The following is a 25,467-nucleotide window of genomic DNA, read 5'->3' on the forward strand; positions in this document are numbered from 1 at the left end:
CCCCGTAGCGCACGGTGAGTACCCGTGAGCCCCGGTCTCGTGCGCGGAGACCGGGGCTTGAGTTGTGCTGCTCGTCAGGCGGAGGCGGCGGCCGGGGGGCCGTCGTCCGCCGCGGACTCGGCGTCGGCCTCGGCGGCGGCCTCGGTCTCGGGCCCGGCTGCTGCGGTCTCCGCCGCCTTCGCCTTCGCCTCGGCCTCGGCGCGTTCGTCCGCGGCGGCGCGGATGGCGCGCCAGGCGGACTCGGCGGCCTGCTGCTCCGCCTCCTTCTTGCTGCGGCCGGTGCCGGTGCCGTACGAGACGCCTCCGACGCGGGCGGCAGCGGTGAAGGTCTTCTCGTGGTCGGGGCCGGTCTCCGTGACCAGGTACTCGGGGACGCCGAGCCCCTCGGTCGCGGTCAGCTCCTGGAGGGAGGTCTTCCAGTCCAGGCCGGCGCCGAGATTGGAGGACTTCTCGATCAGCGGGTCGAACAGCCGGTGCACCAGCTCCGCCGCCGAGTCCAGACCCCGGTCGAGATAGACCGCGCCGATCACCGCTTCCAGGGTGTCGGCGAGGATGGACGCCTTGTCCCGGCCGCCCGTGCCCTCTTCACCCCGGCCGAGCCGGATGAAGGCGCCCAGGTCGAGACCGCGGCCGACCTCCGCCAGCGCACGCGAGTTGACCACCGCGGCCCGCAGCTTGGCCAACTGGCCCTCGGGCAGATCGGGGTGGGTGCGATACAGCGTGTCGGTGACCACCAGACCGAGCACGGAGTCCCCGAGGAACTCCAGCCGCTCATTGGTGGGCAGCCCGCCGTTCTCGTACGCGTACGAGCGATGGGTCAGCGCACGCACCAGAAGGGCGGACTCGACGTGGTAGCCGAGCCGCCCTTCCAGAAGTGCGTGGGACGAGGACTGGTGGTCCGCCGAGGTCCGGCCCTTTGGGTCCGGGTTGGCGTCATCCGCCTTCTTTGGCGTGGACACAGTGCCTCTCACCAGCCGCTCAGACCTCTAGGACCTGGCGCTTGTTGTAGGTGCCGCACGACGGGCACGCGATGTGCTGCTGCTTGGGCTCGTGGCAGCGCTCGCACGCAACCAGGGTGGGGACCGCAGCCTTCCACTGCGACCGGCGGTGGCGCGTGTTGCTGCGCGACATCTTCCGCTTCGGAACAGCCACGGCTACTTCTCCTGCTTCTCGTCGACGCCCGGTTCGGCGCCGCCCATCGGATCCTGATCGCCGGTTTCGAGTGAATCGGCGATTCCCTGCAATGCCGCCCAACGGATGTCGACGGCGTCGTGGTGGTGGTCCGGGTCGTCCGCGAGCCGGGCTCCGCACTCGGAGCACAGACCCGGGCAGTCTTCCCGGCACACCGGCTGCATCGGCAGTGCGAGCACCACCGCATCACGCAGCACGGGTTCGAGGTCGAACAGTCCGTCCTCGATGAAGAGCCTGTCCTCGTCGTCCTCGGCGTCGTCGCCCGGTTCCGCGATCACACGGCCCCGGTCGTCGGCGTCAGGGTACGAGAACATCTCCTGGAATTCCGCTACGAGCGCCAGCTCCAGCGGCTCCAGACACCTTACGCACTCCCCCGCGGCCCGCGCACGGGCGGTGCCTGTGACAAGCACCCCTTCCATGACCGATTCCAGCCGGAGCACCAGCTCCACCGGGGTGCCCTCCGGCACCGCGACGACGCCCTGGAGACCGAGGTCCTTGGGGGCGTCGACCGTACGGGTCAGGCGCTGGAGCGCACCGGGCCGCCGGCCCAGCTCGTGCGTGTCGAACACGAGGGGGTTGCGGTGGTCGAGGCGGGCGTTCAGGGCCATTCCTGCTTTCGATCTGCGAGCTTCAGAGGAAACGCTGCCCGCCGGTGTGCCTGGGCAGCGCTGATCGCGGAAGTACACACGACCGAAGAGCCAGGATACTGGACCATTCGCTCATGGCCCAATCCGGTCGCCCTCGGCTCCTGGTTCGCCGCCCACGGGGCGAGGCTTGTCGCCTGCGGGGCGCGGTTCGTTGCCCACGGGGCCCGGATCGGCGCCCGCGGGTTCCGGTTCGTCGCCTGACGCCCGCGGGTTTTCCGTCGCCTACGGGTTCCGTCGCCCGCGGGTTCCGGTTCGTCGCCCGTGGGGCCTCGCTACAGGCCCCGGCCCTGCTCGTACGCGCGGAGCTGCTCCGCGCTGATCATGCTGGTGTCGAAGAGGCTGGTCTCGTCGAGGGCGTAGCCCGGCTGCGGGGCCGCGTGGGGGTCCGGGTCGTACGACGGCTGCTGCTGGTCGTAGCCCTGGTAGGCCGGGGCGGGGGCGGCGGCGTAGGGGTCGGCCTGCTGGTAGCCGTAGGGGTCCTGCGGGTAGCCGTACGGGTCCTGCGGGGGGTCGTAGCCCTGCTGCTGGTAGGCGGCGTAGGCCGGCTCGGGGGCGGCGGGGGGCTGCGCGGGCGGGGGCGGGACGGGTACGGCGGGTACGGGTACGGCGGGTGCGGCGGCCGGGGGGGCGGGCCGGCGGGGGGCCGGGTGGTCGGCGAGGCCCGCCAGGCCGGCGAGGTAGTCGGCGTCGCTGGAGTGCTGGACGGTGGAGAGGTCGTCGGCGAGGGCGCCGAGGTCGTCGGAGGCGATCCGGCCGTGCAGCTTCTGCCGGCCGCGGCCGACGGCGTCCAGGGTCTTGGCGAGCACCGCCTCGAACGCCCCGAGCTTGATGTCGACGTACTGGTCGGCGGTGCGGCGCAGGGTCTCCGGGTCGTGGCTGCGCTCGGGGGCGTCCGGGTCCTCGTAGCCCTGTTCGTCCAGGCCGGGGCCGGTGCCGAGGAGTTTCTCCCGGCCTCGGCCGACGGAGCCGAGGGTCTTGGTGAGGACGACCTCGAAGTTGGCGAGCTTGGAGTCGACGTAGTCGTCGGCCTCGGCGCGGATCTCCTCGGCCTCGGTGCGGGCCTCGGTGAGGATGCGCTCGGCCTCGCCCTGGGAGACCCGGGCGACCTCGGTGTCGGAGATCAGGGAGCCGCGCTCGGCGTGCGCCCCCTGGATGATCCGGTCGGCCTCCAGCCGGGCCTGCTCGACCATCTGCTCCCGGCCGCCGATCAGCTCCCGCGCCTGCGCGAGGGAGTCGGGCAGTGCCGCCCGGACCTCCTCCAGCAGCGCGAGCACCTCCGCGCGGTTGACCACGCACGAGGCCGACATGGGCATCGACCGGGCGCTGGAGACCGCGGCGACGATCTCGTCGAGCTTCTTCTGCACGTCCACCGTGTGCTCGCCATTCTCTGAAGCTGTGTTGGAGACGGACGGGACGACTGTACGGCCCCGGGGCGCCGGGGGGACACCGGTTCCCGGGGCCAGGCGGCGGGCGCCGGGGGCGGGGCTCCGCCGGTCTCAGTCCCGCTTCAGCCGGGCGGTGAGCGCGTCGAAGACCTCCGGGGGGACCAGGTGGGAGACATCGCCGCCCCAGGTGGCGACCTCCTTCACCAGGGAGGAGGAGAGGAAGGAGTAGGTGGGGTTGGTCGGCACGAAGAGGGTCTCGATGCCCGAGAGGCCGATGTTCATCTGGGCCATCTGGAGTTCGTAGTCGAAGTCGCTGACCGCGCGCAGGCCCTTGACGATGGCCGGGATGTCGCGCTGCTGGCAGAAGTCGACCAGCAGGCCGTGGAAGGCTTCGATGCGTACGTTGTCGTACTCGGTGGTGACCCGGCGGATCAGGTCGATCCGCTCCTCGATCTCGAACAGGCCCTTCTTGGACTTGTTGATCATGACCGCGACATAGACCTCGTCGTAGAGACGGGACGCGCGGGCGATGATGTCGAGATGTCCGTTGGTGATCGGGTCGAACGACCCGGGACAGACGGCGCGTCGCACTTGAGATCCCTCGCTCTCCGGTCCGGTCATCGTGCGTCTTCGCACTGTGAGGCGGCGCGACCGTACCAAAAGGTCCCTTCGCCGTAGCGACGGGACCGCAGGGCCGTGAAACCGCCCGGCCACCCGAATTCCCCGCCTCTGGTGCTGCGTTCCACGGTGACGAGGGCTTCCGCCGCGAGCCAGCCCTCCGAGCGGAGTGTGAGCAGTATCTCCCGAAGATCGTCGTCGCTGACGGCGTACGGCGGATCGAGAAACACCAGGTCGTACGGGTCCGGGGGCGGCGACTGGATGATCTGCTCGGCCTTGCCCGATCTGACCTCGGCGCCGGGCAGGCCCAGGTTCCGCACGTTGTCCCGGACGACTCTGGCGGCGCGGGCGTCGGCCTCCACCAGCAGGGTGTGGCCCGCCCCGCGCGACAGCGCCTCCAGGCCCACGGCGCCGGAACCGGCGTACAGGTCGAGCACGCGTTCGCCGTCCAGCGGGCCGCCGAGGAGGGACTGCCAGGTGGAGAAGAGTCCCTCGCGGGCGCGGTCGGAGGTGGGGCGGGTGCCCGTCCCCGGCGGGACGGTCAGGCGGCGTCCGCCGGCGGCGCCGGCGATCACGCGGGTCATGGTGGGGGTCCTTCGGGGTGGGGTGCGGGTTTGAGTGGGGTGGGGTGGAGCGGGGCGTTCGCGTGTTCAGTGTCGCCGGTCGCGGGGCTGCGCGCGCCCCTGGGGTGGGGGTCAGCCCTTCTCCAGGTACTGCTCCCGCTCCTCGTCCAGGAGGGCGTCCAGGGCGGTGCGCAGGCCGGGGAGGGCGGTGAGGGCGGGGTCGGCGGCCACCAGTCTCGTCGCCTCCTCGCGGGCCTCGGCGATGATCTCCTCGTCCTCGATCACCGCCAGGACGCGCAGGCTGGAGCGGGCGCCGGACTGGGCCTGGCCGAGGACATCGCCCTCGCGGCGCTGCTCCAGGTCGATCCGGGACAGCTCGAAGCCGTCGAGGGTGGCGGCGACCGCGGCCAGGCGCTGACGGGCGGGGCTCGCCTCCGGCATCTCGGTGACCAGCAGGCACAGGCCGGGCGCGGAACCCCGGCCGACCCGGCCCCGGAGCTGGTGGAGCTGCGAGACCCCGAAGCGGTCGGCGTCCATGATCACCATGGCGGTGGCGTTGGGGACGTTGACGCCGACCTCGATGACGGTGGTGGCGACCAGGACGTCCGTCTCCCCGGCGGCGAAGCGGCGCATGACCGCGTCCTTGTCGTCGGGGTGCATCCGGCCGTGCAGCACCTCGATCCGCAGGCCGGACAGCGGCCCCCGGGCGAGCTGGTCGGCGACCTCCAGGACCGCGAGCGGGGGGCGCTTGTCGGCGTCGGCGACCTGATCCGCCGCGCCGGCGGATTGTCCGGCGCCCTTGGCGGCGTTCCCGGACCCCTTCGCGGGCTGGGTCCCCGACCCCTTCGCGGGCTTCCCGGGGGCGTCCTCCTCGTCGCCGATCCGGGGGCAGACGACGTACGCCTGATGGCCGTTCGCGACCTCCTCGCGGACCCGCTCCCAGGCGCGGGCCAGGAAGTGGGGTTTGTCGGCGGCCGGGACGACATGGCTGGCGATGGGTGAGCGGCCGGCCGGGAGCTGGTCGAGGACCGAGGTCTCCAGGTCGCCGAAGACGGTCATCGCGACCGTGCGCGGGATCGGGGTGGCCGTCATGACCAGGAGGTGCGGGGGCTGCTTGCCCTTGCCGCGCAGGGCGTCGCGCTGCTCCACCCCGAAGCGGTGCTGCTCGTCCACCACGACCAGACCGAGATCGTGGAACTGCACCTTGTCCTCGATCAGGGCGTGGGTGCCGATGACGATCCCGGCCTCGCCGGTGGCCAGGTCGAGCAGGGCGTGGCGGCGGGCGGCGGCGCCCATGGAGCCCGTGAGCAGCACGACCTTCGTGGCGTGCTCGGCGCCGCCCAGCATGCCGCCCTCGGCCAGCTCGCCCAGCATCTCCACGATCGAGCGGTGGTGCTGCTGGGCCAGCACCTCGGTGGGCGCCAGCATCGCGGCCTGCCCCCCGGCGTCGACCACGGCGAGCATCGCGCGCAGGGCGACCATCGTCTTGCCGCTGCCGACCTCGCCCTGGAGGAGGCGGTGCATGGGGTGGTCCGTGGCGAGGTCGGCGAAGATCTCGCGGGAGACCTTGCGCTGGCCCTCGGTGAGGGTGAAGGGCAGCCGGGCGTCGAAGGCGGTGAGCAGGCCGTCGGGCGCGGGGGCGCGGGGAACTGCCGGGAGCTGGGCGTCGGCGTGGCGGCGGCGGGCCAGGGCGACCTGGAGGACGAACGCCTCGTCCCACTTGAGGCGGGCGCGGGCGTCCTCGATGTCGGCCTTGGTCGCGGGGCGGTGGATCTTGAGCAGGGCCTCCGGGAGCGGCAGCAGACCGCGGCCCTCGCGCAGGGAGTCCGGCAGCGGGTCCAGGGCTTCCTGGGCGCGGGGCAGGACGGTCTGGACGGCCTTGCCGATCTTCCAGGACTCCAGCTTGGCCGTCGCCGGGTAGAGCGGGATGAGGGCGCCGGCCCAGGACTCCACGGACTCGCCCGGCTCCTCGCCGTCGCCGTGCAGCAATGCGTAGGCCGGGTGGGCGAGTTGGAGCCTGCGGTTGAAGACGGAGACCTTTCCGGCGAACATCGCGCGGGTGCCCGGCAGGAGGTCCTTGTGGGGTTTGTGGACGCCGTTGCCGAAGAAGACGAGCTGGAGCCGGCCGCTGCCGTCGGTGATGGTGACCTCCAGGCGCTGGCCCTTGCCGCGGGGGGCGCGGGCGGAGGCGAAGGTGTGCAGCCGGGCGTCCGCCACCATCGCGACCACCGTGACGTGCTCGTCCATGGGGAGGTCGGCGAGGTGGGTGAGCTGGCCGCGCTCCTCGTATCTGCGCGGGTAGTGGTGGAGGAGGTCGCCGACGGTGAGCAGGCCGAGGTGCTCGGCCATCACCTTGGCGGTGGGGGGGCCGAGCACCTTCTTCAGTGGTTCTTCCAGCGCGGGCACGAGATCCATTGCACACCACGCCACTGACATTGCCGTATACGTCTGAGGAAACCCCTGGTCAGACGGCTCGTTCGGGCTCTAGGATGGCCCGCCCCGGGCCATCGCCGGCCGGTTGCCCCTACGGTTGTCCACTCGGCTGTCCGTGTGGCTGCCGCTGTGGCGGCCCCTGTGGCTGTCCGTTCGCTTGTCCGTGCGTTCCGCTCCGTCCGCCCATCCGCGGTCACCCCACCCGGGGCCGCCCGACCCCGCGCCGTCGCGAAACCCCCCACCGGCGCAGCGACGATGGATTCACAGACCTCACAGTCATCCCAGGCTCCTCAGCCTCCCCATTCACCCCATACCTTCCAGGTCGACCTGCGTGGTCTGGTGGACCTGCTCTCCCATCACCTCTACTCCAGTCCCCGGGTGTATCTGCGCGAGCTGATGCAGAACGCCGTCGACGCGATCACCGCCCGCCGGACCGAGCAGCCCGGTGCGCCCGCCCGGGTGCGGCTGTACGCGGAGGGCGGCGCCCTGCGCGTGGAGGACTCCGGCGTCGGGCTCACCGAGCCGGACGTGCACACCCTGCTGGCCACCATCGGCCGCAGCTCGAAGCGGGCCGAGGGGCTCCAGGAGGCCCGCTCGGACTTCCTCGGGCAGTTCGGCATCGGGTTGCTGGCGTGTTTCGTGGTCGCCGAGAAGATCCGCGTGGTCAGCCGCAGCGCCCGCACGCCGGACGCCCGGCCGGTGGAGTGGACGGCGACCGACGACGGCTCGTACACCGTGCGGACCCTCCCGCACTCGGCCCGGCCCGAACCGGGCACCACCGTCCATCTGGAGCCCCGCGCGGGCGCCGCCGAGTGGCTGGCCGGGGACCGGGTGCTGGAACTGGCCCGGGACTTCGGCTCCCTGCTGCCGTACGACGTACGGGTGGGCGCGGAGGAGGTCACCGACCTCCCGGCGCCCTGGGACCGGCCCTATCCGTCGCCCGCGACCCGGCGGGTGGCGCTGGCCCGGCACTGCCACGACCTGTTCGGGTTCACACCGCTGGACTCGATCGACCTGAGTGTGCCGCTGGCCGGGATCCGGGGCGTGGCCTATGTGCTGCCGTCGGCGGTCAGCCCCGCCCAGCGCGCCCGGCACCGGGTGCACCTCAAGGGCATGCTGCTCACCGAGCGCGCCGAACAGCTCCTGCCCGACTGGGCGTTCTTCGTGCGCTGTGTCCTGGACACCGACAGCCTCCGGCCGACCGCCTCGCGCGAGGCGCTGTACGAGGACGAGACGCTGGCCGCGGTGCGCGAGGCGCTGGGCGAGCGGATCCGTTCCTGGCTGACGGGGCTCGCGGCCGGGGACCCGCAGCGGCTGGCGGCGTTCCTGTCGGTGCACCACCTGGGCGTGAAGTCGCTCGCCCGGCACGACAAGGACATGCTGCGCACGATGCTGCCGTGGCTGCCGTTCGAGACGACCGACGGGCAACTGTCCCTGGAGGAGTTCGCGCAGCGCCACCCGGTGGTGCACTTCACCCGCACGGTCGAGGAGTTCCGGCAGGTCGCCCCGATCGCCTCGGCCCAGGGCATCGGGGTCGTCAACGGCGGCTACACGTATGACAGCGAGCTGGTGGAGGCGCTGCCGTCGGTGCGGCCGGGTTCGTCGGTGGCGGAGCTGGACGCCGACACGGTGACGGCCCATCTGGACGCCGTTGACCCGGCGGAGGAGCTGGCCCTGTCGGGCTTCCTGGGCGCGGCCCGCGCCGCGCTGGACCCGCTGGGCTGCGATGTGGTGCTACGCGCGTTCCATCCGCTGTCGGTGCCCGCGCTGCACCTGGACGACCGGCAGGCGCGGCACGAGCAGGCCCGCGCGGCGGCCGAGGCCGAGGCCGACGATCTGTGGGCGGGCATCCTGGGCTCCCTGCGGGGCAGCGCCCCGCGCGCGAGGCTGGTGCTCAACCATCTCAACCCGCTGATCCGGCGGATCAGTTCGCTCCAGGACCGGGAGCTGATCGGCACGGCCACGGAGTCGCTGTACGGCCAGGCCCTGCTGATGGCCCAGCGCCCGCTGCGGCCGGCGGACTCCGCCCTGCTGAACCGCGCGTTCATCGGGCTCCTGGAGTGGGCCACGCACGGCGAGGACCCGACGGCCCCCGGCCCCGGGAACCCGGGCCCGTCCGGCCCGCCCGGCCCCGCGAACTCCGGGCCACCCGGCCCGCCCGGCCCAAGGAACCCAGGCCCCTCAGGCCCCTCCAGCCCCTCAGGCCCCTCCGGTCCACCCAGCCCCTCCGGCCCCGGCGCACCCGGTGGCCCCGGCTCAGACTCCCCCGGGAACGGTCACCGATGAGTGAGATCACCGACTTCGACGCGCTGCGCCACGCCATGGCGGAGAACTCCGAGCGCCCCGAGGGCCCGGCCCGCAACGCGCGCGCGGAGCAGTTGCTCGCCGAGGCCGAGAAGCTGGACGTCCCGCTCGCCGTGATCGAGGCGCTCGGCCACCAGCTCAAGGTCTACAACTACAGCTCCGAGAAGGACAAGATGTTCGTCCCCTTCGCGCGCCTGCTGCGCATGTGGGACGAGCGCCCGGAGGACTTCGACGCCTACGAGGCGCACTCGCTGCACTGGGTCTTCAAGTGGATGTCGGCGGGCATGCTGGACCAGCCGCACATCCCGCTCGCCTCGGTCGAGAAGTGGCTCGGCGAGATGGAGCACCGCTACCGGCTCGCCGGGCACTCGGAACGCGCGGTGCGCAGCGCGGAGTTCAGTGTGGCCGCCCATGTGGGCGATGTGGAGCGGGCCGAGCGGGCGTACACGGCCTGGCTGGCGGCGGACCGCGACGACATGGCCGACTGCCACGCCTGCGAGCTGCACGGCCAGGGCTGGTGGCAGTCGGAGCGGGGCCGGGACGCGCGGGCGCTGGAGCTGTGGGGGCCGGTCCTGGAGGGCGAGTACACCTGCGCCCACGAGCCGCACACCGCGCTCGCCTCCTCGCTGCTGCCGCTGCTGCGGCTCGGCCGCCACGACGAGGCCCGCGCCCACCATCTGCGCGGGTTCCGGCTGGTGCGGCCGATGGAGAGCATGCGGGGCGCCTACGCGGACCATGTGGAGTTCTGCGCGCTGAGCGGGAACGAGGCCCGCGCGCTGGAGCTGCTCGCGGAGCGCCCGGCGTACTTCACCGACACCGGGCACCCGCGCAGCCGGCTGGACTTCCTGAGCGTGGTGGCACTGCTCATGGACCGGCTGACGGAGCTGGGCCTGGGCGACGGTCCGGTGCCGGGTCCGGCGGGCCGTGCCTGGACGGCCGCCGCCCTGGCCGGGCACGCCCGCGCGGAGGCCCTCGCGCTGGCGGCCCGTTTCGACGCCCGCAACGGCACGCCGTACGTGAGTGAGCGGGCCCGCGCGCGGATGGACCAGCGCCCCCTGGCGGACCGCCTGCCCCTGGGCATCCGCTCCATACGCACCGCGCCCGCACCCGCCCCGGAGGCCGCCGAGGCTCCCGCGGGTGCCGATCTCGCGGCGCTGCTGGCCGAGGCCCGGCGCCAGTCGGACACGCTGCGCCCGCACGCCGTGGAGGCATGGGCGGCGGTGGCGCGGGCGGCCGACGGGGGCGCCGGGCTGGACGCCCGGGACCGCGCCGAGATCGCCGACCACCGGGCGATGGAGCTGGGTCCGGAGGGGCTGGAGTTCTTCGAGCGGGCCGCGGAGCACTACGCCGAGGCGGGCGACCCGGGCGAGGCACTGGCCGCCCGCGCGCGGGGGGCCTACGTACAGGCCCTCGCCGGGCGTGTCGCCGAGGCCCTCGCGGCGGTGACGGGGCTGTACGACGAGGTGCTCGCGCTGTACGCCGCCGAGGGCACCGGGGTGCGGCAGACCGTGTCGGTGGTGATGGCGCGGGCGCGGATCCTGATGCGGGAGGTGCACGAGGCCGGGGAGGAGATCGAGCGGGACGTCCTGGACGCCGCCGGGGCGGCCGTGCGCGAGGTGGCGGCCCTGGTCGAGGGCCGGACCGGGGAGGACGTACGGCTCGCGGCGCGGGACGCGGAGGCGCGGGCGATGCTCGCCGAGCTGGCGGCGCGCACCGGGGACCTGCCGGGCGCGGCGGAGCTGTTCGAGGGGGCGGCGGCCGGGTTCGTGGACGCGGGTCTGCCGTGGTTCGCCGTGGAGTACGAGGCCCGGCTCGCGGGGCTCGCGCACCACCTGGGCGACCCGGCCGGGGCGGAGCGGGCGCTGCGGGCGGCCCTGGAGCACGGCGGGGCGTATCTGGAGCCGCCCGGCCGGGCCCGGCTGAACCTCCAGCTCGCCGAGGTGCTCGGCGGCGCCGGGCGCCCCGCCGAGGCCGCGGAACACGCCCTGGAGGCCGCGCACTGGGCCGACGAGGCGGGCGAGGGCGCCGAGCTGGGCGCCTGGGCGCGGCAGCTCCTCGGCGGCTTCCTGCTGCCCCAGGGGCGCTTCGCGGAGGCCGCCGAGGTGCTGGAGTCGGCGCTGGCCGACCTGACCGTGGAGACCCATGGCGACGGGGCGGTGGTCCAGACGCAGTGGTGGCTCGGGGACGCGCTCAGCGAACTGGGCGAGCACCGCGCGGCGGCCGAGCGGCGGCTCCAGGCGGCCGACCTCGCCCGGCACTGGCCCGAGCAGCAGGACCACGCCACCCTCGCCCATCTCGCCGCCGAGTCCCTGGGCGCCGCCGGGATGCTCGCCGAGGCCGACCGGGCGTACGACCGCGCGGGCGACCTGTGGCGCTCCCTGGGCGATCCGCCCGGCCTGGTCCGGGCCCTGCGCGCCCGCGCCTGGCTGGCCCTGCGCGACGAGTCCACCCGGGACGGCGCGCCGGACCTGATGTCCCGGGCCGTGAAGGAGTGCGCGGCGGCCCGGAGCGCGGCCCCCGACGGCGAGGTCCGCCGGGCACTCGCCCTCGAACTGGGCCACACCCACCGCCAGTTCGGCGATCTGCTGGCCCGCGCGGCGGGCGACGACGAGGGCGCCGGTCACGAGCCCGGCTTCGCGGCGGCGCTGACCGAGCTGGACCACGCCGTCGAGGTGTTCGCGTCCCTGGGCCCCGCCGCGCTCCACGCCCGTACCGGCGCCGAACTCGCCGCCGGCTGGCTGGAGGCCGACCTCGGCCGCCCGGACGCCGCCCGCACCCGCGCGCGGGCGGTCCTCGCCGCCTACGCGTCCACGCCCCCGGAAGGCGACGGCGAGGACGAGCCCGGCACCGAAGCGGCCACCCTGCGCACCCGCGAGGCGGAACGCATGCTGGAGACCCTGGCGGAGGACACGGAGGACACGGAGGACGCGCAGGACAAGGGCGAGAGCGGCGACAACAAGGAGTGACCCGCAGTAGGGGGTCCCGGCCGCTCCCCCTCCCCCACCCCCCGTGGGGGGGCTGCACCGGCCGGGACCCCGCCCCTACTCCACCCCGATCAGCAGCAACGCCCCCTGCCGCCCGCCCCGGTACACCACCGTGTCCACCGCGAGATACGACTCCCGCACCCGCGCCTCCAGCCGCCCGGCGACAGCGGGCGGGGCGTCGTCGCCGAGGACCAGGGTGACCAGCTCACCGCCCGCCGAGAGCATCCGGTCGAGGACCGCTTCGGCGGTGGCCCCGACCTCGGAGCCGATCACCGCGACATCGCCGTCGATCAGCCCCAGGACGTCCCCGGCCTGGCAGATCCCCGCCATGGTCCAGGACTGCCGTTCGGCGACCGCGACCTCGGCGTAGCGGGTGGCGCCCGCCGCCGAGGTCATGGCGACCACGTCCTCGTCGAACCGCCGTTCCGGCGCGTGCACGGCGAGCGCCGCGAGGCCCTGGACGGCCGACCGGGTCGGGATCAGCGCCACCCTGACCCCCTCGGCGCGGGCCTGCTCCGCCGCCGCGGCGGCCGTGTGGCGCAGCTCGGCGTCGTTGGGCAGGAGCACCACCTCGCGCGCGTGGGCCCGCCGTACCGCCTCCACCAGCTCCCCGCTCGCGGGCGGCTCCCCGGGGCGGGCCAGTACGGCCGTGGCGCCCGCCTCCGTGTACAGCCCCGCCAGGCCCTCGCCCGGCACCACCGCCACCACCGCCCGCTGCGCCCGCTCCCGGGGCATCCGCTCGGTCCGGGCGCTGTGCACGTCGTCGGCGCCGAAGTGGGTGATCCGGATCCGGTACGGCCGCCCGGCCTCGACCCCGGCCTCCACTGCGGCCCCGGCGTCGTCGACATGCACATGGACGTTCCACAGCCCGTCGCCGCCGACCACCACCAGGGAGTCCCCCAGCCCGTCGAGCCGCTCCCGGAGCCGGGCCACGGCCGGGTCGGCGGCCTCCAGGAGGTAGATCACCTCGTAGGCGGGCCCGTCGTCGGCCCCGCCCGCGCTCCCGTTCCCGCCCCCGTCGGCGCACTCCGGGGCGGCCCCGGAGGGGGTCCCCGCGAGGCTCACGGGCGGCGCCCCGGGCACCTCCCCCGTGAACGTCTCCACCAGCGCCCCCAGCACCGCCACCAGGCCCCGCCCCCCGGCGTCCACGACCCCGGCCCGCCCGAGCACGGCCAGTTGCCCCGGGGTCGCCGCCAGGGCCGTTCGGGCGCCCTCGTAGGCCGCTCGGGCGACCGTCCCGCAGTCCGCGCCCGGCGCAGCCGTCCCCGCCGCCCCGGCGGCGGCCGAGGCCACCGACAGCACCGTTCCCTCCACGGGATGCGCCACCGCCTCGCGCGCGGCACCGGCCGCGTGCCGCAGGGCGAGCCCCAGCTCGGCCCCGCCCGCGTGCCCCTTCTCCCCCGCGCCGGCGGCCAGCACCTGGGCCATCCCGCGCAGGAGCTGCGCCAGGATCGTCCCGGAGTTCCCGCGGGCGCCGATCAGCGCCCCGTGGGCCATGGCCCGCGCGGCGTCCTCCAGGGAGGGGCCCCCGGCGTTGCGGGCGTCGACCCCGTAGCCCGCGAAGACCGCCTCCACGGCGGCCACCGCCGACTCCACGGTCAGATAGAGATTCGTACCGGTGTCCCCGTCCGCGACCGGGTACACGTTGATCGCGTCGATCTCCTCGCGCGCGCGACCCAGTGCCTCCAGCGCGAGACCGCACCAGGTGCGCACCGCGAGAGCATCGAAGAATGTCTGCGGCACCTGCGCCACTGCGCCTCCTAGGAACCTGCCGGACGTGGGACGCAGCGTAGTGCCGGGCCCGGTGGACGGCGGAAGGGGGCGGGACGAGCGCCCGGGGAGCCGGACAGGCCCCTGAGCAGCCATGGTAATTTCGTTGTACCGACGCAGCCGTTGTATGCTGCTTCGGTTGCCCGATCCTGATCGGGCCATTCCCCCCGGCACCGCCACTCAGATCCCTGGATCCGGGCATGCCGGGATCCACCGTAAGTGCATCTGAAGTCTTTGGAGTGACCCGTGGCTGCCAACTGCGACGTCTGCGGCAAGGGGCCGGGCTTCGGCAACAACATCTCGCACTCGCACCGCCGTACGCCCCGTCGCTGGAACCCGAACATCCAGCGTGTGCGTACCGTGGTCGGCGGGACGCCGAAGCGCGTGAACGCCTGCACCTCGTGCATCAAGGCCGGCAAGGTCTCGCGCTGACGCTCAGTTGAGCGCACGGCCATAGCTGGTTCGCCGCATCGAGCCGACCCACTTCGGTGGGTCGGCTTTTTGCCGTCCCCTCAGGGACGCGCACGCCGCAGCTCCCATCCATGGTCCACCGGACCGATCCCGCCCCCCAGGGCGAAGCCCGCCGCGATGGCGCCGGTCACATAGCGCTTCGCCGCCGTCACCGCCTCCGGGACCGTGTCGCCGAGGGCGAGCCGGGCGGCGGTCGCGGAGGCGAGGGTGCAGCCGGTGCCGTGGGTGTGGCGGTTGTCGTGGCGGGGGGCCCGCAGCCAGTGCTCGGCGGAACCGTCCGTGAGCAGGTCGACCGCTTCGCCGGGCAGATGCCCGCCCTTGACCAGCACCCAGCGGGGGCCGAGGTCGAGCAGGGCGGCGGCGGCCGTCCGCAGATCGTCCTCGGCGCCGACCCGGACGCCGCTGAGCTGGGCCACCTCGTCCAGATTCGGGGTGACGACGGTCGCCAGCGGCAGCAGTTGGGTGCGGACGGAGTCCAGTGCGGAGGCGGCGAGCAGGGAGTCGCCGTGCTTGGAGACGCCCACCGGGTCGATCACGGCGGGCGCGTCCGTGCCGTCGATCAGTTCGGCGACTGTCTCCACGAGGGCGGCGGAGGCCAGCATCCCGGTCTTGACCGCCTGGACGCCGATGTCGTCCACGACACTGCGGAACTGGGCGCGCACGGCCTCCACCGGGAGTTCCCAGGCGCCCTGGACGCCCAGGGAGTTCTGCGCGGTGACGGCGGTGATCACGCTCATGCCGTGCACGCCGAGGGCGAGCATGGTCTTGAGGTCGGCCTGGATGCCGGCGCCGCCGCCGGAGTCGGACCCGGCCACCGTGAGGACGCGGGGAGGTGCGGTGCCCATGAGAGGTGCGGTGCTCATGACTCGATGTCCCCCAGGTCCCCGAAGTGGTCCCAGCCGCCCTTGCGGGTCCAGGGCGCCCCGTCCACGGTCACCTGCGGCAGCGCCGAGGGGTGGAGCACCTCGCCGATCACCTTCCAGCGCGCGGGCAGTTTCACGTCCGGCGGGAAGGTGGCGACGATCGCGTGGTCCTCTCCGCCGGTCAGCACCCACTGGAGCGGATCGACGCCGACGGCCTGGCCGATGTCGTTCATCTGGGACGGGATGTCGATCGCGCCGGAGCGGATGTCGATCCGTACCTTGCTGGCCTCGGCGATGTGCCCGAGGTCGGCGATCAGCCCGTCGCTGACATCGCACATCGCGGTGGCGCCCAGCCCGGCGGCGGCCGGTCCGGCGTGGTAAGGCGGCTCGGGGCGGCGGTGGGCCTCGACGAAGGCGCGGGGCGAGCGGAAGCCCCGGGAGAGCACCGCGTACCCGGCGGCGGACCAGCCGAGCCAGCCGGTCACCGCGACCAGGTCGCCGGGGCGGGCACCGGCCCGGGTGACCGGCTCCTGGTTGCGCAGATCGCCGAGCGCGGTGATCGACACCATGATGGTGTCCCCGCGCACCACATCGCCGCCGACCACCGAGGCACCGGCGACCTGGCACTCGTCGCGCAGTCCGTCCATCAGCTCGGTCGGCCAGGTGACCGGGAGTTCGGCGGGCACCACGAGCCCCAGCAGCAGGGCGGTCGGTACGGCGCCCATGGCGGCGATGTCCGCCAGGTTCTGGGCGGCGGCCTTGCGGCCGACGTCGTAGGCGGTGGACCAGTCGCGGCGGAAGTGCCGGCCCTCCAGCAGGATGTCCGTGCTCGCCACGACACGCCGGTCGGGTGCGGCGACCACCGCGGCGTCGTCGCCGGGGCCGACCCGGACCGCCGGGTTGGTGGTGAGCCGGGAGGTCAGCTCCCTGATGAGCCCGAACTCACCCAGCTCGCCCACAGTGCCCTTCATCGCCCTTGCACCCCTTCTCTCCAGAGAGAATCTGATACGACCCCATATGACCCGATATCGCCACCGCGGAGATCAACGCCCCCCGGCCGCGCATCCCGGCGCGTGCGCGCCCCGCCCCACCGGGTCTCCCCGCGGCGAGCGGCGACGCGATACCGTGGCGTTCCTTTTCCCCACATGATCCTCGTGGCCGCCCTGGAGGTTCCGTGGTACAGGCGTACATCCTGATCCAGACTGAGGTCGGCAAGGCGTCGACCGTCGCCGATACGATCAGCAAGATCCCTGGAGTGATCCAGGCCGAGGACGTGACGGGACCCTATGACGTCATCGTCCGCGCCCAGGCCGACACCGTCGATGACCTGGGCCGCATGGTGGTCGCGAAAGTCCAGCAAGTGGACGGCATCACGCGCACCCTGACCTGCCCGGTGGTCCATCTGTAGCCCCCGTCTACGCTGGGCCGGTGCCTCTCTTCCGTCACCGGCCGCTCGGCCTGCCCCCGCTCGCACTCGTGCTCGCGATCACTGTCGCGGGCTGCTCATCAGCAGACGACACCGCCACCGCGGCGGTTCCGTCGCCGGACGCGACGGTGACCGAACTGTGCGGAAAGCTGGACGATGCGCTGCCCGCGACGGTGGCCGGTCAGGACCGGGACGATCCGGAACCCGCTTCCGCGCTGACCGCGGGGTGGGGGCGCGGCCCGGCGATCATACTGCGGTGCGGGGTGATCCGGCCGCCGAAGATGATCGATCCCAAAGTGGCGGTGGGCGGGGACGCCGATGCCGTCGCGGGCGGGGTCGACGGGGTCGACTGGCTCCAGGAGAAGGCCGATGACGGGGCGTTCCGCTTCACCACCGCGAGCCGGGTCGCGTATGTGGAGGTGGCGGTGGACGGGGAGCGGGCCGGGGACAGCGCGGGGGTGCTGGTGGCTCTCGCCCCGGCGATCAAGTCGGCGATCCCGGAGGGCATCGCCGACTGACCGTCCGGCCGCTCCGCCGCAGCCCCGTCGAGCGGAGGCCCGCCGCGCTACCGCAGTCCCGTCGAGCGGTTCAGGGCCGCCTGGATCAGACGGTCCACCAGCTCCGCGTAGCCGACGCCGCTCTTCTCCCACATCTGCGGGTACATCGAGATCGGCGTGAAGCCGGGCATCGTGTTGATCTCGTTGATCACGAACTCGCCGGAGTCCGTGAGGAAGAAGTCCGCGCGGACCAGGCCCTCGCAGGACGCGGCCTCGAACGCGGCCACCGCCAGCCGCTGCACCTCGGCGGTCTCCGCGGGCGTCAGCGGCGCGGGGACGATGCCGGGGGTGGAGTCGATGTACTTGGCCTCGAAGTCGTAGTACGCGTGGCTCTGCGGCGGCGGGATCTCGGCGGGTACGGAGGCCCGGGGGCCGTCCTCGAACTCCAGCACCCCGCACTCGATCTCCCGGCCGCGCAGCGCGGCCTCGATCAGGAGCTTCGGGTCGTGGCGGCGGGCCTCGGCGAGGGCCTCGTCCAGCCCGGAGGGGTCGTCGACCTTGGTGATGCCGATGGAGGACCCGGCGCGGGCCGGCTTCACGAACAGCGGCCAGCCGTGCTCGGCGGCGAACGCCGCGATCCGTCCGCGCGCGGTCGCCTCGTCGCGCTCCCACTCCCGGGGGCGGATCACCAGATACGGGCCCACCGCCAGCCCGAAGGAGGTGAACACCCGCTTCATGTACTCCTTGTCCTGGCCGACGGCCGAGGCGAGCACCCCGGAGCCGACATAGGGCACCCCGGACAGTTCCAGCAGCCCCTGGAGCGTGCCGTCCTCGCCGTACGGGCCGTGCAGCACCGGGAAGACGACATCGACCTCGCCCAGCGCCTTGGGCACCGCGCCGGGTTCGCTGTAGAGGACCTCGCGGTCGGCGGGGTCGACGGGGAGGACGACGACGCCCTCGTCGGACTCGGCCAGCTCGTCGACGCTGGGCGTACGGCGGTCGGTGATCGCCATCCGCTCCGGGGCGTCGGCGGTGAGCGCCCAGCGGCCGTCCTGGGTGATGCCGATCGGCAGGACCTCGTACCTGGTCCGGTCGATGGCCCGCAGGACGGCGCCGGCGGTGACCACGGAGATCCCGTGCTCGGAGCTGCGCCCGCCGAACACGACGGCCACACGCGGCTTACGGAAGGGCTGTCCCGGCCCAGGGCTCTGGGGGAGGTTCTCGCTGCTCATATCGCGTTGAGCGTACCCGCTGCCCCCGCCCGCTCCTAGCGTTCCCGGCCCGGGGCGTCGCACAGGTGTCCGCCGTCCACGGGGTTGCGGGGGCGGGGCGGCGGAGGCGGCTCGTCGGAGGGTCCCGGGGCGGGCCCCGGCGGCGGGCAACTCCTCAGCGGCGTTCCGGCTTGGCGCTGCGGGACATCAGTTCCTTCAGGGCGACCACCGGCGGCTTGCCCTCGTGGACGATGCCGACGACCGTCTCGGTGATGGGCATGTCGACGCCGTGGCGGCGGGCCAGATCGAGCACCGACTCGCAGGACTTGACGCCCTCGGCGGTCTGCCTGGTGACCGCGATGGTCTGCTCCAGGGTCATGCCCTTGCCGAGGTTGGTGCCGAAGGTGTGGTTGCGGGACAGCGGCGAGGAGCAGGTGGCGACCAGGTCACCGAGGCCCGCGAGGCCGGAGAAGGTCAGCGGGTCGGCGCCCATGGCGAGGCCGAGGCGGGTGGTCTCGGCGAGGCCGCGGGTGATGAGCGAGCCCTTGGCGTTGTCGCCGAGCCCCATGCCGTCCGCGATGCCGACGGCCAGCCCGATGACGTTCTTCACCGCGCCGCCCAGCTCGCAGCCGACGACATCGGTGTTGGTGTACGGGCGGAAGTAGGGGGTGTGGCAGGCGGCCTGGAGACGCTGGGCGACCTCCTCGTCGGCGCAGGCCACGACGGCGGCGGCCGGCATCCGCGCGGCGATCTCCCGGGCCAGGTTGGGGCCGGTGACGACGGCGATCCGGTCGGGGTCGGTCGCCGTGACATCGGCGATGACCTCGCTCATCCGCATGGTGGTGCCGAGTTCGACGCCCTTCATCAGGGAGACCAGGACCGTGCCGGGGGCCAGCAGCCCGGACCAGGCGGCGAGGTTGGCCCGCAGGGTCTGCGAGGGGACGGACAGCACCGTGAAGTCGGCGCCCGCGGCGGCCTCGGCGGGGTCGGTGGTGGCGCGCAGATTGCGCGGCAGCTCGACGCCGGGGAAGTAGTCGGGGTTGGTCCGGGTGGAGTTGATGGCGTCCGCGACCTCCGCGCGCCGCGCCCACAGGGTGACCTCGCACCCCGCGTCGGCGAGCACGATGCCGAACGCCGTACCCCATGAACCGGCGCTGAACACCGCCGCCTTGACCGCCTTGCTCACTTGCTCCGCCCCTCCGCCTGCTCGCCCTGCGTCCGTGCCCTGCTCCGCGCCCCCGCGGCCGACCCCCGGGTCTGCCGCGGGGTCCTCTCCCGGCCCTCGTCCCCGCCCGCGTCCCCGTGCCCGTCCCCGTGCTCCTCCTGGGTCCGGGTCTGTTCCTGGGTGCGCCGGCGCTGCTCGATCCGCTCCGTGCGGGGATCGTAGGGCGTGGCGGGTGCCCGCTCGCCGCGGATCTCCTCCAGTTGGCGGGTGATGGCGGCCATGATGACCTCGGTCGCCTCCCTGAGCACGTCCGCAGTCATCTCCCGGCCGTAGAAGCGGGACAGGTCCACCGGCGGCCCGGCCAGCACATGGTGGGTTTTGCGCGGCAGCGGACTCGGCCTCTTGGCGTACGGCGGGAGCAGTTCGTTGGCGCCCCACTGGGCGACCGGCACCACCGGGCACCTGGTCTTCAGGGCGACCCGGGCGGCACCGGTCTTGGCGGTCATGGGCCAGCCGTCCGGGTCCCGGGTGATGGTGCCCTCCGGGTAGAAGGCGACGCACTCACCGCGCTCCACGGCGTCGATGGCGGCGCGGAAGGCGCTGAGGGCGTCGGTGCTCTCCCGGTAGACGGGGATCTGCCCGGTGCCGCGCATGGCGGCGCCCACGAACCCCTTCTTGAAAAGACCGCTCTTCGCCAGGAATCGCGGAACACGTCCGGTGTTGTACTGGAAGTGCGCGTACGCGAAGGGGTCGACGTGGGAATTGTGGTTCACCACGGTGATAAATCCGCCCTCGGCCGGAATGTGCTCCATTCCGCGCCAGTCCCGCTTGAGCAGAACCAGCAGGGGCGGTTTGCAGAGCACCGCGGCCAGGCGGTACCAGAAGCCCTTTCTGCGGCGGGGCACGGGAACACCTTCCTCTAGGGCCTGGGGGGCCGCACAAGTGTCGCCCCAGGCCGCCTGTCTGTCGAGAACACCGTACGCCCGCCGGTCCCCGGCCACCGCTTCCCGGAGCGGTGTATCGCGCCTGGGCAGAGGAAACCGCGCGACGGCCCGGGTGACAATGACCGCGACAAGAGAAGGACGGAAACGCTGGTGCAGTGGACCTTGGTGGTACCCCTGAAGCCCTTGGCTCGGGCCAAGAGCAGGCTCGCGGACACCGCGGCGGACGCGCTGCGCCCGGGGCTGGCGCTGGCCTTCGCCCAGGACACGGTGGCAGCGGCGCTGGCCTGCCCCGCGGTGCGCGGTGTGGCAGTCGTCACGGACGACGCTCTGGCCGCCCGGGAACTGTCCGCGCTGGGCGCGTCGGTCCTCCCCGACGAACCGGGCCGCGGGCTGAACGCCGCCCTGGAGTTCGGCGCGGCAAAGGTGCGGTCCGCTCTCCCCAATACCCCGGTGGCCGCTCTCAACGCCGATCTCCCGGCACTGCGCCCGGCGGAATTGGCCCGGGTACTGGACGCGGCGGCGCAATTCCCGCGCGCTTTCCTGCCGGATGCGGCCGGCGTCGGCACTACGCTGCTCACCGCATCCCCCGGCCTGGAATTGCGCCCGGCATTCGGCCCGGATTCCCGCACCCAGCACCACGCCTCGGGGGCCCAAGAACTCCTCCTCGACTCGGTGGATTCGGTACGCCAGGACGTGGACACCGGCGCCGACCTCCGCGCGGCCCTGACCCTCGGAGTGGGCCCCCGAACAGCGACATCGACCGCGGGGCTGCTCATCTCGGGGCAGTAGGGGGGAGGGGGGTCATTGGGGGGGGCGGGTCGCTGGGGGGCGCCGGGGAGGCGAATCGCCGGGGGAGGGGGCACCGGGGGCGCTCCGCGCAGGGGTGGCGCTCCGCGCGGGGCAGCGGTCTGACGCCGAGCACCCGGCGGACACTCGGGACACGGCAGCGGTCTGACGCCGAGCACCCGGCAGACGTCCGGTGCAGGGCAATGGACAGCGCACAGCACCCGGCAGCAGGCAGACGCCCAGCACCGAGCCGTCGGCACGCATCCGGGGCCGGGTCATGGACAGACACCTGACACCCGGCACCCGCCCTCCCGCGACCCGCCCCCCGGCACCCGGCACCCGGCACCCGGCACCCGGCACCCGGCGGAAACCCACCGCACCGAGCCACCGACAAGCACCCCGCCCCGAACCTTGGGCAGACACCCCGCACCCGGCAGCAGACCAACGCCCACCACACCCAACGGCAGAACCGACACCCAGCGCCCCCGCGGCCAGCGGCACCCTCCCGCCCAGTACCCTGCACCCATGCAGGCCACCGCATACACGTACGACGCCGGCACCCGCAGCGGGCAGGTGCTGCTGGACGACGGCACGCCGGTGCCCTTCGACGCCGCCGCGTTCGACGCGGGTGGGCTGCGGCTGCTGCGGCCGGGGCAGCGGGTGCGGATCGAGACGGCGGGCGAGGGCACCGACCGGCGGATCACACTGGTGACGCTCCAGACCCTGTAGCCCCTGCGCCAAACCCCCGGTAACAGCCCCTGACCTGGGCCGGAACACGCCGCGGGCCGGGCTCCCGAGGGAGTCCGGCCCGGCGTGTGAGTGCCCTGCGGTCCGCCTACTTGCGGGCGGTGGCCTTCTTGGCGGTGGTCTTGCGGGCCGTCGACTTCTTGGCGGGGGCCTTCTTGGCGGTCGCCTTCTTCGCCGGGGCCTTCTTGGCCGTCGCCTTCTTGGCTGTGGTCTTCTTCGCGGCCGTCTTCTTGGCCGCCGCCGTGGTCTTCTTGGCGGTGGTCTTCTTGGCGGCGGTGGTCGCCTTCTTCGCCGCGGCGGTGGTCTTCTTCGCGACCGCCGTGGTCTTCTTGGCGACGGCCTTCGTGGCGGCCTTCTTCGCGGTGGTCTTCTTGGCCGCGGCCTTCTTGACGGTGGCCGAGGCGCCGCCGGTCAGGCTGCCCTTGGGGGCCTTCTTCACGGCGATGTCGCCCTTCGGGAGCTTCTTCGAGCCGCTGACCAGGTCCTTGAAGCCCTGACCCGCGCGGAAGCGCGGCACGGAGGTCTTCTTGACCCGAACCCGCTCGCCCGTCTGGGGGTTGCGGGCGTAGCGAGCGGGACGCTCGACCTTCTCGAACGAGCCGAACCCGGTGACCGAGACCCGGTCCCCGGCGACGACCGCGCGGACGATGGCGTCCAGGACCGCGTCGACGGCATCGGCGGCCTGCTGGCGGCCACCCATCTTGTCGGCAATCGCTTCTACGAGCTGCGCCTTGTTCACGTCTTCCCCTTCGGAGACATCGCCGGAACGAAAGTGTTCAGGCTTTTTCGCACGTTAGGCAGATATATACCGCAAATCAAACACGAAACGGGCTTATCACCCTTGTGCCGCAACGGACTCGACTGCCCTGTCTCGTTCAGCCTTCCTCGTCGGGGAATCGACCCTCGTCGAGGTCAGCGGTGAACGCCTCCAGACGCCTTGCCGCATCGGCGAGATCGTGCTTGGCCGCGGCCGTAATGACCAGCAGCTTCCGGGTCAGCGCCATCCGTACGCCCTCCGGGACTTGCAGTGCGCGCACAGTTGTGTGCGCTTCCTTGAGTTGGTCCGCGACCGCCGCATAGAGCTTGAGTTGGCCGTCGTGTCCCATGCACAGATTGTGCCATCTGGGGCGAGTTGTCGCCTGCTCGGGGGGCAACTGCCCCCTCCAACGGCCCTTTCGGGGCCCGCCGCCCGACCCCCCGCCGAACCGGCCTCCGCCGCCAACCACCCCGCTGACATGGGCAGTTGCGCCCGCCTCCGGCCGGGCATGCCGCCGTACGGGTACAGAAACGGCTGTACCCCCGATCGGGCCGATCGGGGGTACAGCCGGGGTGTTCGGTGGCCGAAATTCGACCGTTGGGCGGGCCCTCCGCAGGTTCCTCCGCGATCCCTCCGCGGCTCCTTCGGGACCCGCCCGGCTCACACGGGCAGGGTGCGCGGCTTGTAGGAGGGCCGCCCGGCCTCGTAGGTGGCGATGTCCGCCTCGTTCTGGAGGGTGATCGAGATGTCGTCGAGGCCGTTCAGCAGCCGCCAGCGGGCGTTCTCGTCCAGCTCGAAGGAGGCGGTGACGCCCTCCGCGCGGACCTCGCGCCGCTCCAGGTCGACGGTCACCTCGGCCTCGGGGTCGCGCTCGGTCAGCTCCCACAGCGCGTCCACGGTCTTCTGCTCCAGCACCACCGTGAGCAGGCCGTTCTTCAGCGAGTTGCCCCGGAAGATATCGGCGAACCGGGAGGAGATCACGGCCTTGAAGCCATAGTTCTGGAGCGCCCAGACGGCGTGCTCTCGGGACGAGCCGGTACCGAAGTCGGGCCCGGCGACCAGCACGGTCGCCCCCTGCCGCTCCGGCCGGTTGAGGACGAACGTCTCGTCCTTGCGCCACGCCTCGAAGAGCCCGTCCTCGAACCCGTCCCGGGTCACCTTCTTGAGCCAGTGGGCGGGGATGATCTGGTCGGTGTCCACATTGCTGCGGCGCAGCGGGACGGCCCGGCCGGTGTGGGTGGTGAATGCTTCCATGGCGGTTCAGACTCCAGCGGGCGTGCGGTCGTCGGTCAGGTCGGCCGGGGAGGCGAGGTGTCCCAGCACCGCGGTCGCGGCTGCGACCTGCGGAGACACCAGATGCGTACGGCCGCCCTTGCCCTGCCGCCCCTCGAAGTTGCGGTTGGAGGTGGACGCCGAGCGCTCCCCCGGGGCGAGCTGGTCCGGGTTCATGCCCAGGCACATCGAGCAGCCCGCGTGCCGCCATTCGGCGCCGGCCTCCTTGAAGACCACGTCCAGACCCTCGGAGACGGCCTGGAGCCCGACCCGCGCGGAGCCCGGTACGACCAGCATCCGTACCCCGTCGGCGACTTTGCGGTCCTTCAGGATCTCGGCCGCGGCCCGCAGATCCTCGATCCGCCCATTGGTGCAGGAACCTACGAAGACGGTGTCCACGTTGATGGACCGCAGCGGCTGCCCGGCCGCCAACCCCATGTACTCCAGGGCCTTTTCGGCGGCGAACCGCTCCGAGGCGTCTTCGTACGAAGCCGGGTCGGGGACGTCCGCCGAAAGCGGGGCACCCTGACCCGGGTTGGTGCCCCAGGTGACGAACGGCGACAGCCCGGCGGCGTCGATGACCACCTCGGCGTCGAACTCGGCGTCGTCGTCCGTGCGCAGCGTCTGCCAGTAGGCGACGGCGGCGTCCCAGTCCGCGCCCTCGGGGGCGTGGGCGCGGCCCTTGAGGTAGGCGAAGGTGGTCTCGTCGGGGGCGATCATGCCCGCGCGGGCACCGGCCTCGATCGACATGTTGCAGATGGTCATCCGGGCCTCCATCGAGAGCTTCTCGATGGCCGCGCCCCGGTACTCCAGGACATAGCCCTGGCCGCCGCCGGTGCCGATCCGGGCGATGATCGCCAGGATCAGGTCCTTGGCGGTGACCCCGTCGGGCAGCTCGCCGTCGACCGTGATCGCCATGGTCTTGGGGCGGGCCATGGGCAGCGTCTGGGTGGCCAGCACATGCTCGACCTGCGAGGTGCCGATACCGAACGCCAGCGCGCCGAAGGCGCCGTGCGTGGAGGTGTGCGAGTCGCCGCAGACCACGGTCGTCCCGGGCTGGGTGAGCCCGAGCTGCGGGCCGACGACATGGACGACGCCCTGTTCGACGTCACCGAGCGGGTGCAGCCGGACGCCGAACTCGGCGCAGTTCTTGCGCAGCGTCTCGAGCTGGGCCCGGGAGACCGGGTCGGCGATCGGCTTGTCGATGTCGAGGGTCGGGGTGTTGTGGTCCTCGGTGGCGATGGTCAGGTCCAGGCGGCGCACGGTCCGCCCGGTCTTGCGGAGGCCGTCGAACGCCTGCGGGCTGGTCACCTCGTGCAGCAGGTGCAGATCGATGTAGAGAAGGTCGGGCTCGCCCTCCGCGCGCCGGACGACATGGTCGTCCCAGACCTTCTCCGCGAGTGTCCTACCCATCGCTTTCCCTCCGGCCGGCG

At 73.1% G+C, this 25,467-nt stretch carries 24 protein-coding genes; 7 read left to right on the forward strand and 17 right to left on the reverse strand.

The genetic code is table 11. The annotated features are described in order from the left end of the window. Nucleotides 1–74 precede the first annotated feature (74 nt). The 7 genes from rnc to recG form a co-directional block, all read right to left on the reverse strand. Nucleotides 75–971 carry a ribonuclease III gene (gene rnc, locus AB0O01_RS23720; protein ID WP_365316215.1) on the reverse strand — a complete coding sequence of 299 codons (897 nt, stop codon included), beginning with the start codon at nucleotides 969–971 and terminating at the stop codon, nucleotides 75–77. Nucleotides 972–978: 7 nt separating this feature from the next. After that, on the reverse strand, nucleotides 979–1,152 hold the full coding sequence (rpmF, locus tag AB0O01_RS23725; RefSeq protein WP_003951102.1) for a 50S ribosomal protein L32: 174 nt from the start codon (nucleotides 1,150–1,152) through the stop codon (nucleotides 979–981). 2 nt (nucleotides 1,153–1,154) lie between these two features. Then, nucleotides 1,155–1,799, reverse strand: coding sequence for a YceD family protein (locus AB0O01_RS23730; protein WP_365316217.1), 645 nt, complete (start codon nucleotides 1,797–1,799; stop codon nucleotides 1,155–1,157). Between the two features lie 311 nt (nucleotides 1,800–2,110). Further along, nucleotides 2,111–3,208, reverse strand: a complete 1,098-nt coding sequence (locus AB0O01_RS23735; protein ID WP_365316219.1) for a cell division initiation protein — start codon at nucleotides 3,206–3,208, stop codon at nucleotides 2,111–2,113. Between the two features lie 126 nt (nucleotides 3,209–3,334). After that, a complete protein-coding gene (coaD, locus tag AB0O01_RS23740; RefSeq protein WP_365316220.1) occupies nucleotides 3,335–3,814 on the reverse strand; it encodes a pantetheine-phosphate adenylyltransferase in 480 nt (159 codons plus the stop codon). Between the two features lie 26 nt (nucleotides 3,815–3,840). Then, nucleotides 3,841–4,425, reverse strand: a complete 585-nt coding sequence (rsmD, locus tag AB0O01_RS23745; RefSeq protein WP_365316222.1) for a 16S rRNA (guanine(966)-N(2))-methyltransferase RsmD — start codon at nucleotides 4,423–4,425, stop codon at nucleotides 3,841–3,843. 111 nt (nucleotides 4,426–4,536) lie between these two features. Beyond that, nucleotides 4,537–6,819, reverse strand: coding sequence for an ATP-dependent DNA helicase RecG (gene recG / locus AB0O01_RS23750; RefSeq protein ID WP_365316223.1), 2,283 nt, complete (start codon nucleotides 6,817–6,819; stop codon nucleotides 4,537–4,539). Between the two features lie 273 nt (nucleotides 6,820–7,092). Here recG and AB0O01_RS23755 point away from each other — a divergent pair, with 273 nt between their 5' ends. Next, on the forward strand, nucleotides 7,093–9,123 hold the full coding sequence (locus tag AB0O01_RS23755) for an HSP90 family protein (protein WP_365316224.1): 2,031 nt from the start codon (nucleotides 7,093–7,095) through the stop codon (nucleotides 9,121–9,123). Further along, nucleotides 9,120–12,107 carry a tetratricopeptide repeat protein gene (locus AB0O01_RS23760; RefSeq protein WP_365316226.1) on the forward strand — a complete coding sequence of 996 codons (2,988 nt, stop codon included), beginning with the start codon at nucleotides 9,120–9,122 and terminating at the stop codon, nucleotides 12,105–12,107. The genes AB0O01_RS23755 and AB0O01_RS23760 overlap by 4 nt, the downstream gene beginning before the upstream one ends. A gap of 75 nt (nucleotides 12,108–12,182) precedes the next feature. Here the strand turns inward: AB0O01_RS23760 and AB0O01_RS23765 are convergent, their stop codons facing one another. Further along, nucleotides 12,183–13,877, reverse strand: coding sequence for a DAK2 domain-containing protein (locus tag AB0O01_RS23765; RefSeq protein WP_365316227.1), 1,695 nt, complete (start codon nucleotides 13,875–13,877; stop codon nucleotides 12,183–12,185). Between the two features lie 264 nt (nucleotides 13,878–14,141). Between AB0O01_RS23765 and rpmB the strand changes: the two genes are divergently transcribed. Next, entirely contained in the window at nucleotides 14,142–14,327 is a 186-nt protein-coding gene (rpmB, locus tag AB0O01_RS23770; RefSeq protein ID WP_004924906.1) for a 50S ribosomal protein L28, read from the forward strand. 80 nt (nucleotides 14,328–14,407) lie between these two features. On the opposite strand, the gene thiD is transcribed toward rpmB, so the two are convergent. Both thiD and AB0O01_RS23780 read right to left on the reverse strand, forming a co-directional pair. Continuing rightward, on the reverse strand, nucleotides 14,408–15,229 hold the full coding sequence (thiD, locus tag AB0O01_RS23775) for a bifunctional hydroxymethylpyrimidine kinase/phosphomethylpyrimidine kinase (protein WP_365316229.1): 822 nt from the start codon (nucleotides 15,227–15,229) through the stop codon (nucleotides 14,408–14,410). Then, nucleotides 15,226–16,200, reverse strand: a complete 975-nt coding sequence (locus tag AB0O01_RS23780; protein ID WP_365316230.1) for a thiamine-phosphate kinase — start codon at nucleotides 16,198–16,200, stop codon at nucleotides 15,226–15,228. The genes thiD and AB0O01_RS23780 overlap by 4 nt, the downstream gene beginning before the upstream one ends. Before the next feature lie 203 nt (nucleotides 16,201–16,403). Here AB0O01_RS23780 and AB0O01_RS23785 point away from each other — a divergent pair, with 203 nt between their 5' ends. Beyond that, the gene (locus tag AB0O01_RS23785) at nucleotides 16,404–16,637 is read left to right on the forward strand and encodes an Lrp/AsnC ligand binding domain-containing protein (protein ID WP_019068732.1); all 234 of its coding nucleotides are present in this window, start codon (nucleotides 16,404–16,406) and stop codon (nucleotides 16,635–16,637) included. Nucleotides 16,638–16,657: 20 nt separating this feature from the next. Next, nucleotides 16,658–17,173 (forward strand): DUF3515 domain-containing protein, encoded by a 516-nt coding sequence (locus AB0O01_RS23790; RefSeq protein ID WP_365316231.1) that lies wholly within the window; start codon nucleotides 16,658–16,660, stop codon nucleotides 17,171–17,173. Between the two features lie 47 nt (nucleotides 17,174–17,220). Here the strand turns inward: AB0O01_RS23790 and AB0O01_RS23795 are convergent, their stop codons facing one another. The 3 genes from AB0O01_RS23795 to AB0O01_RS23805 all read right to left on the reverse strand — a co-directional run bounded on the left by AB0O01_RS23795 (nucleotide 17,221) and on the right by AB0O01_RS23805 (nucleotide 20,433). Then, entirely contained in the window at nucleotides 17,221–18,384 is a 1,164-nt protein-coding gene (locus AB0O01_RS23795; RefSeq protein ID WP_365316232.1) for a D-alanine--D-alanine ligase family protein, read from the reverse strand. Nucleotides 18,385–18,538: 154 nt separating this feature from the next. Continuing rightward, nucleotides 18,539–19,549: an NAD(P)H-dependent glycerol-3-phosphate dehydrogenase gene (locus AB0O01_RS23800; protein WP_365316234.1), complete on the reverse strand. Its 1,011-nt coding sequence runs from the start codon at nucleotides 19,547–19,549 to the stop codon at nucleotides 18,539–18,541. Then, nucleotides 19,546–20,433, reverse strand: coding sequence for a lysophospholipid acyltransferase family protein (locus tag AB0O01_RS23805; RefSeq protein ID WP_365316236.1), 888 nt, complete (start codon nucleotides 20,431–20,433; stop codon nucleotides 19,546–19,548). The genes AB0O01_RS23800 and AB0O01_RS23805 overlap by 4 nt, the downstream gene beginning before the upstream one ends. 189 nt (nucleotides 20,434–20,622) lie before the next feature. Between AB0O01_RS23805 and cofC the strand changes: the two genes are divergently transcribed. After that, the gene (cofC, locus tag AB0O01_RS23810; protein WP_365316237.1) at nucleotides 20,623–21,261 is read left to right on the forward strand and encodes a 2-phospho-L-lactate guanylyltransferase; all 639 of its coding nucleotides are present in this window, start codon (nucleotides 20,623–20,625) and stop codon (nucleotides 21,259–21,261) included. A 522-nt stretch (nucleotides 21,262–21,783) separates the two neighbouring features. Beyond that, the gene (locus AB0O01_RS23815; protein ID WP_365316238.1) at nucleotides 21,784–21,987 is read left to right on the forward strand and encodes a hypothetical protein; all 204 of its coding nucleotides are present in this window, start codon (nucleotides 21,784–21,786) and stop codon (nucleotides 21,985–21,987) included. 106 nt (nucleotides 21,988–22,093) lie between these two features. Here the strand turns inward: AB0O01_RS23815 and AB0O01_RS23820 are convergent, their stop codons facing one another. The 4 genes from AB0O01_RS23820 to leuC form a co-directional block, all read right to left on the reverse strand. Continuing rightward, the gene (locus AB0O01_RS23820; protein ID WP_365316240.1) at nucleotides 22,094–22,744 is read right to left on the reverse strand and encodes an HU family DNA-binding protein; all 651 of its coding nucleotides are present in this window, start codon (nucleotides 22,742–22,744) and stop codon (nucleotides 22,094–22,096) included. Between the two features lie 136 nt (nucleotides 22,745–22,880). Beyond that, nucleotides 22,881–23,111, reverse strand: coding sequence for a hypothetical protein (locus AB0O01_RS23825; protein ID WP_365316242.1), 231 nt, complete (start codon nucleotides 23,109–23,111; stop codon nucleotides 22,881–22,883). Between the two features lie 311 nt (nucleotides 23,112–23,422). After that, nucleotides 23,423–24,016 carry a 3-isopropylmalate dehydratase small subunit gene (gene leuD, locus AB0O01_RS23830; RefSeq protein ID WP_365316243.1) on the reverse strand — a complete coding sequence of 198 codons (594 nt, stop codon included), beginning with the start codon at nucleotides 24,014–24,016 and terminating at the stop codon, nucleotides 23,423–23,425. A gap of 6 nt (nucleotides 24,017–24,022) precedes the next feature. Next, nucleotides 24,023–25,447, reverse strand: a complete 1,425-nt coding sequence (gene leuC / locus AB0O01_RS23835) for a 3-isopropylmalate dehydratase large subunit (protein WP_365316244.1) — start codon at nucleotides 25,445–25,447, stop codon at nucleotides 24,023–24,025. Between the last annotated feature and the right edge of the window lie 20 nt (nucleotides 25,448–25,467).

The sequence above is a fragment of the Streptomyces sp. NPDC093252 genome, assembly GCF_040683675.1.
GTDB lineage: Bacteria > Actinomycetota > Actinomycetes > Streptomycetales > Streptomycetaceae > Streptomyces.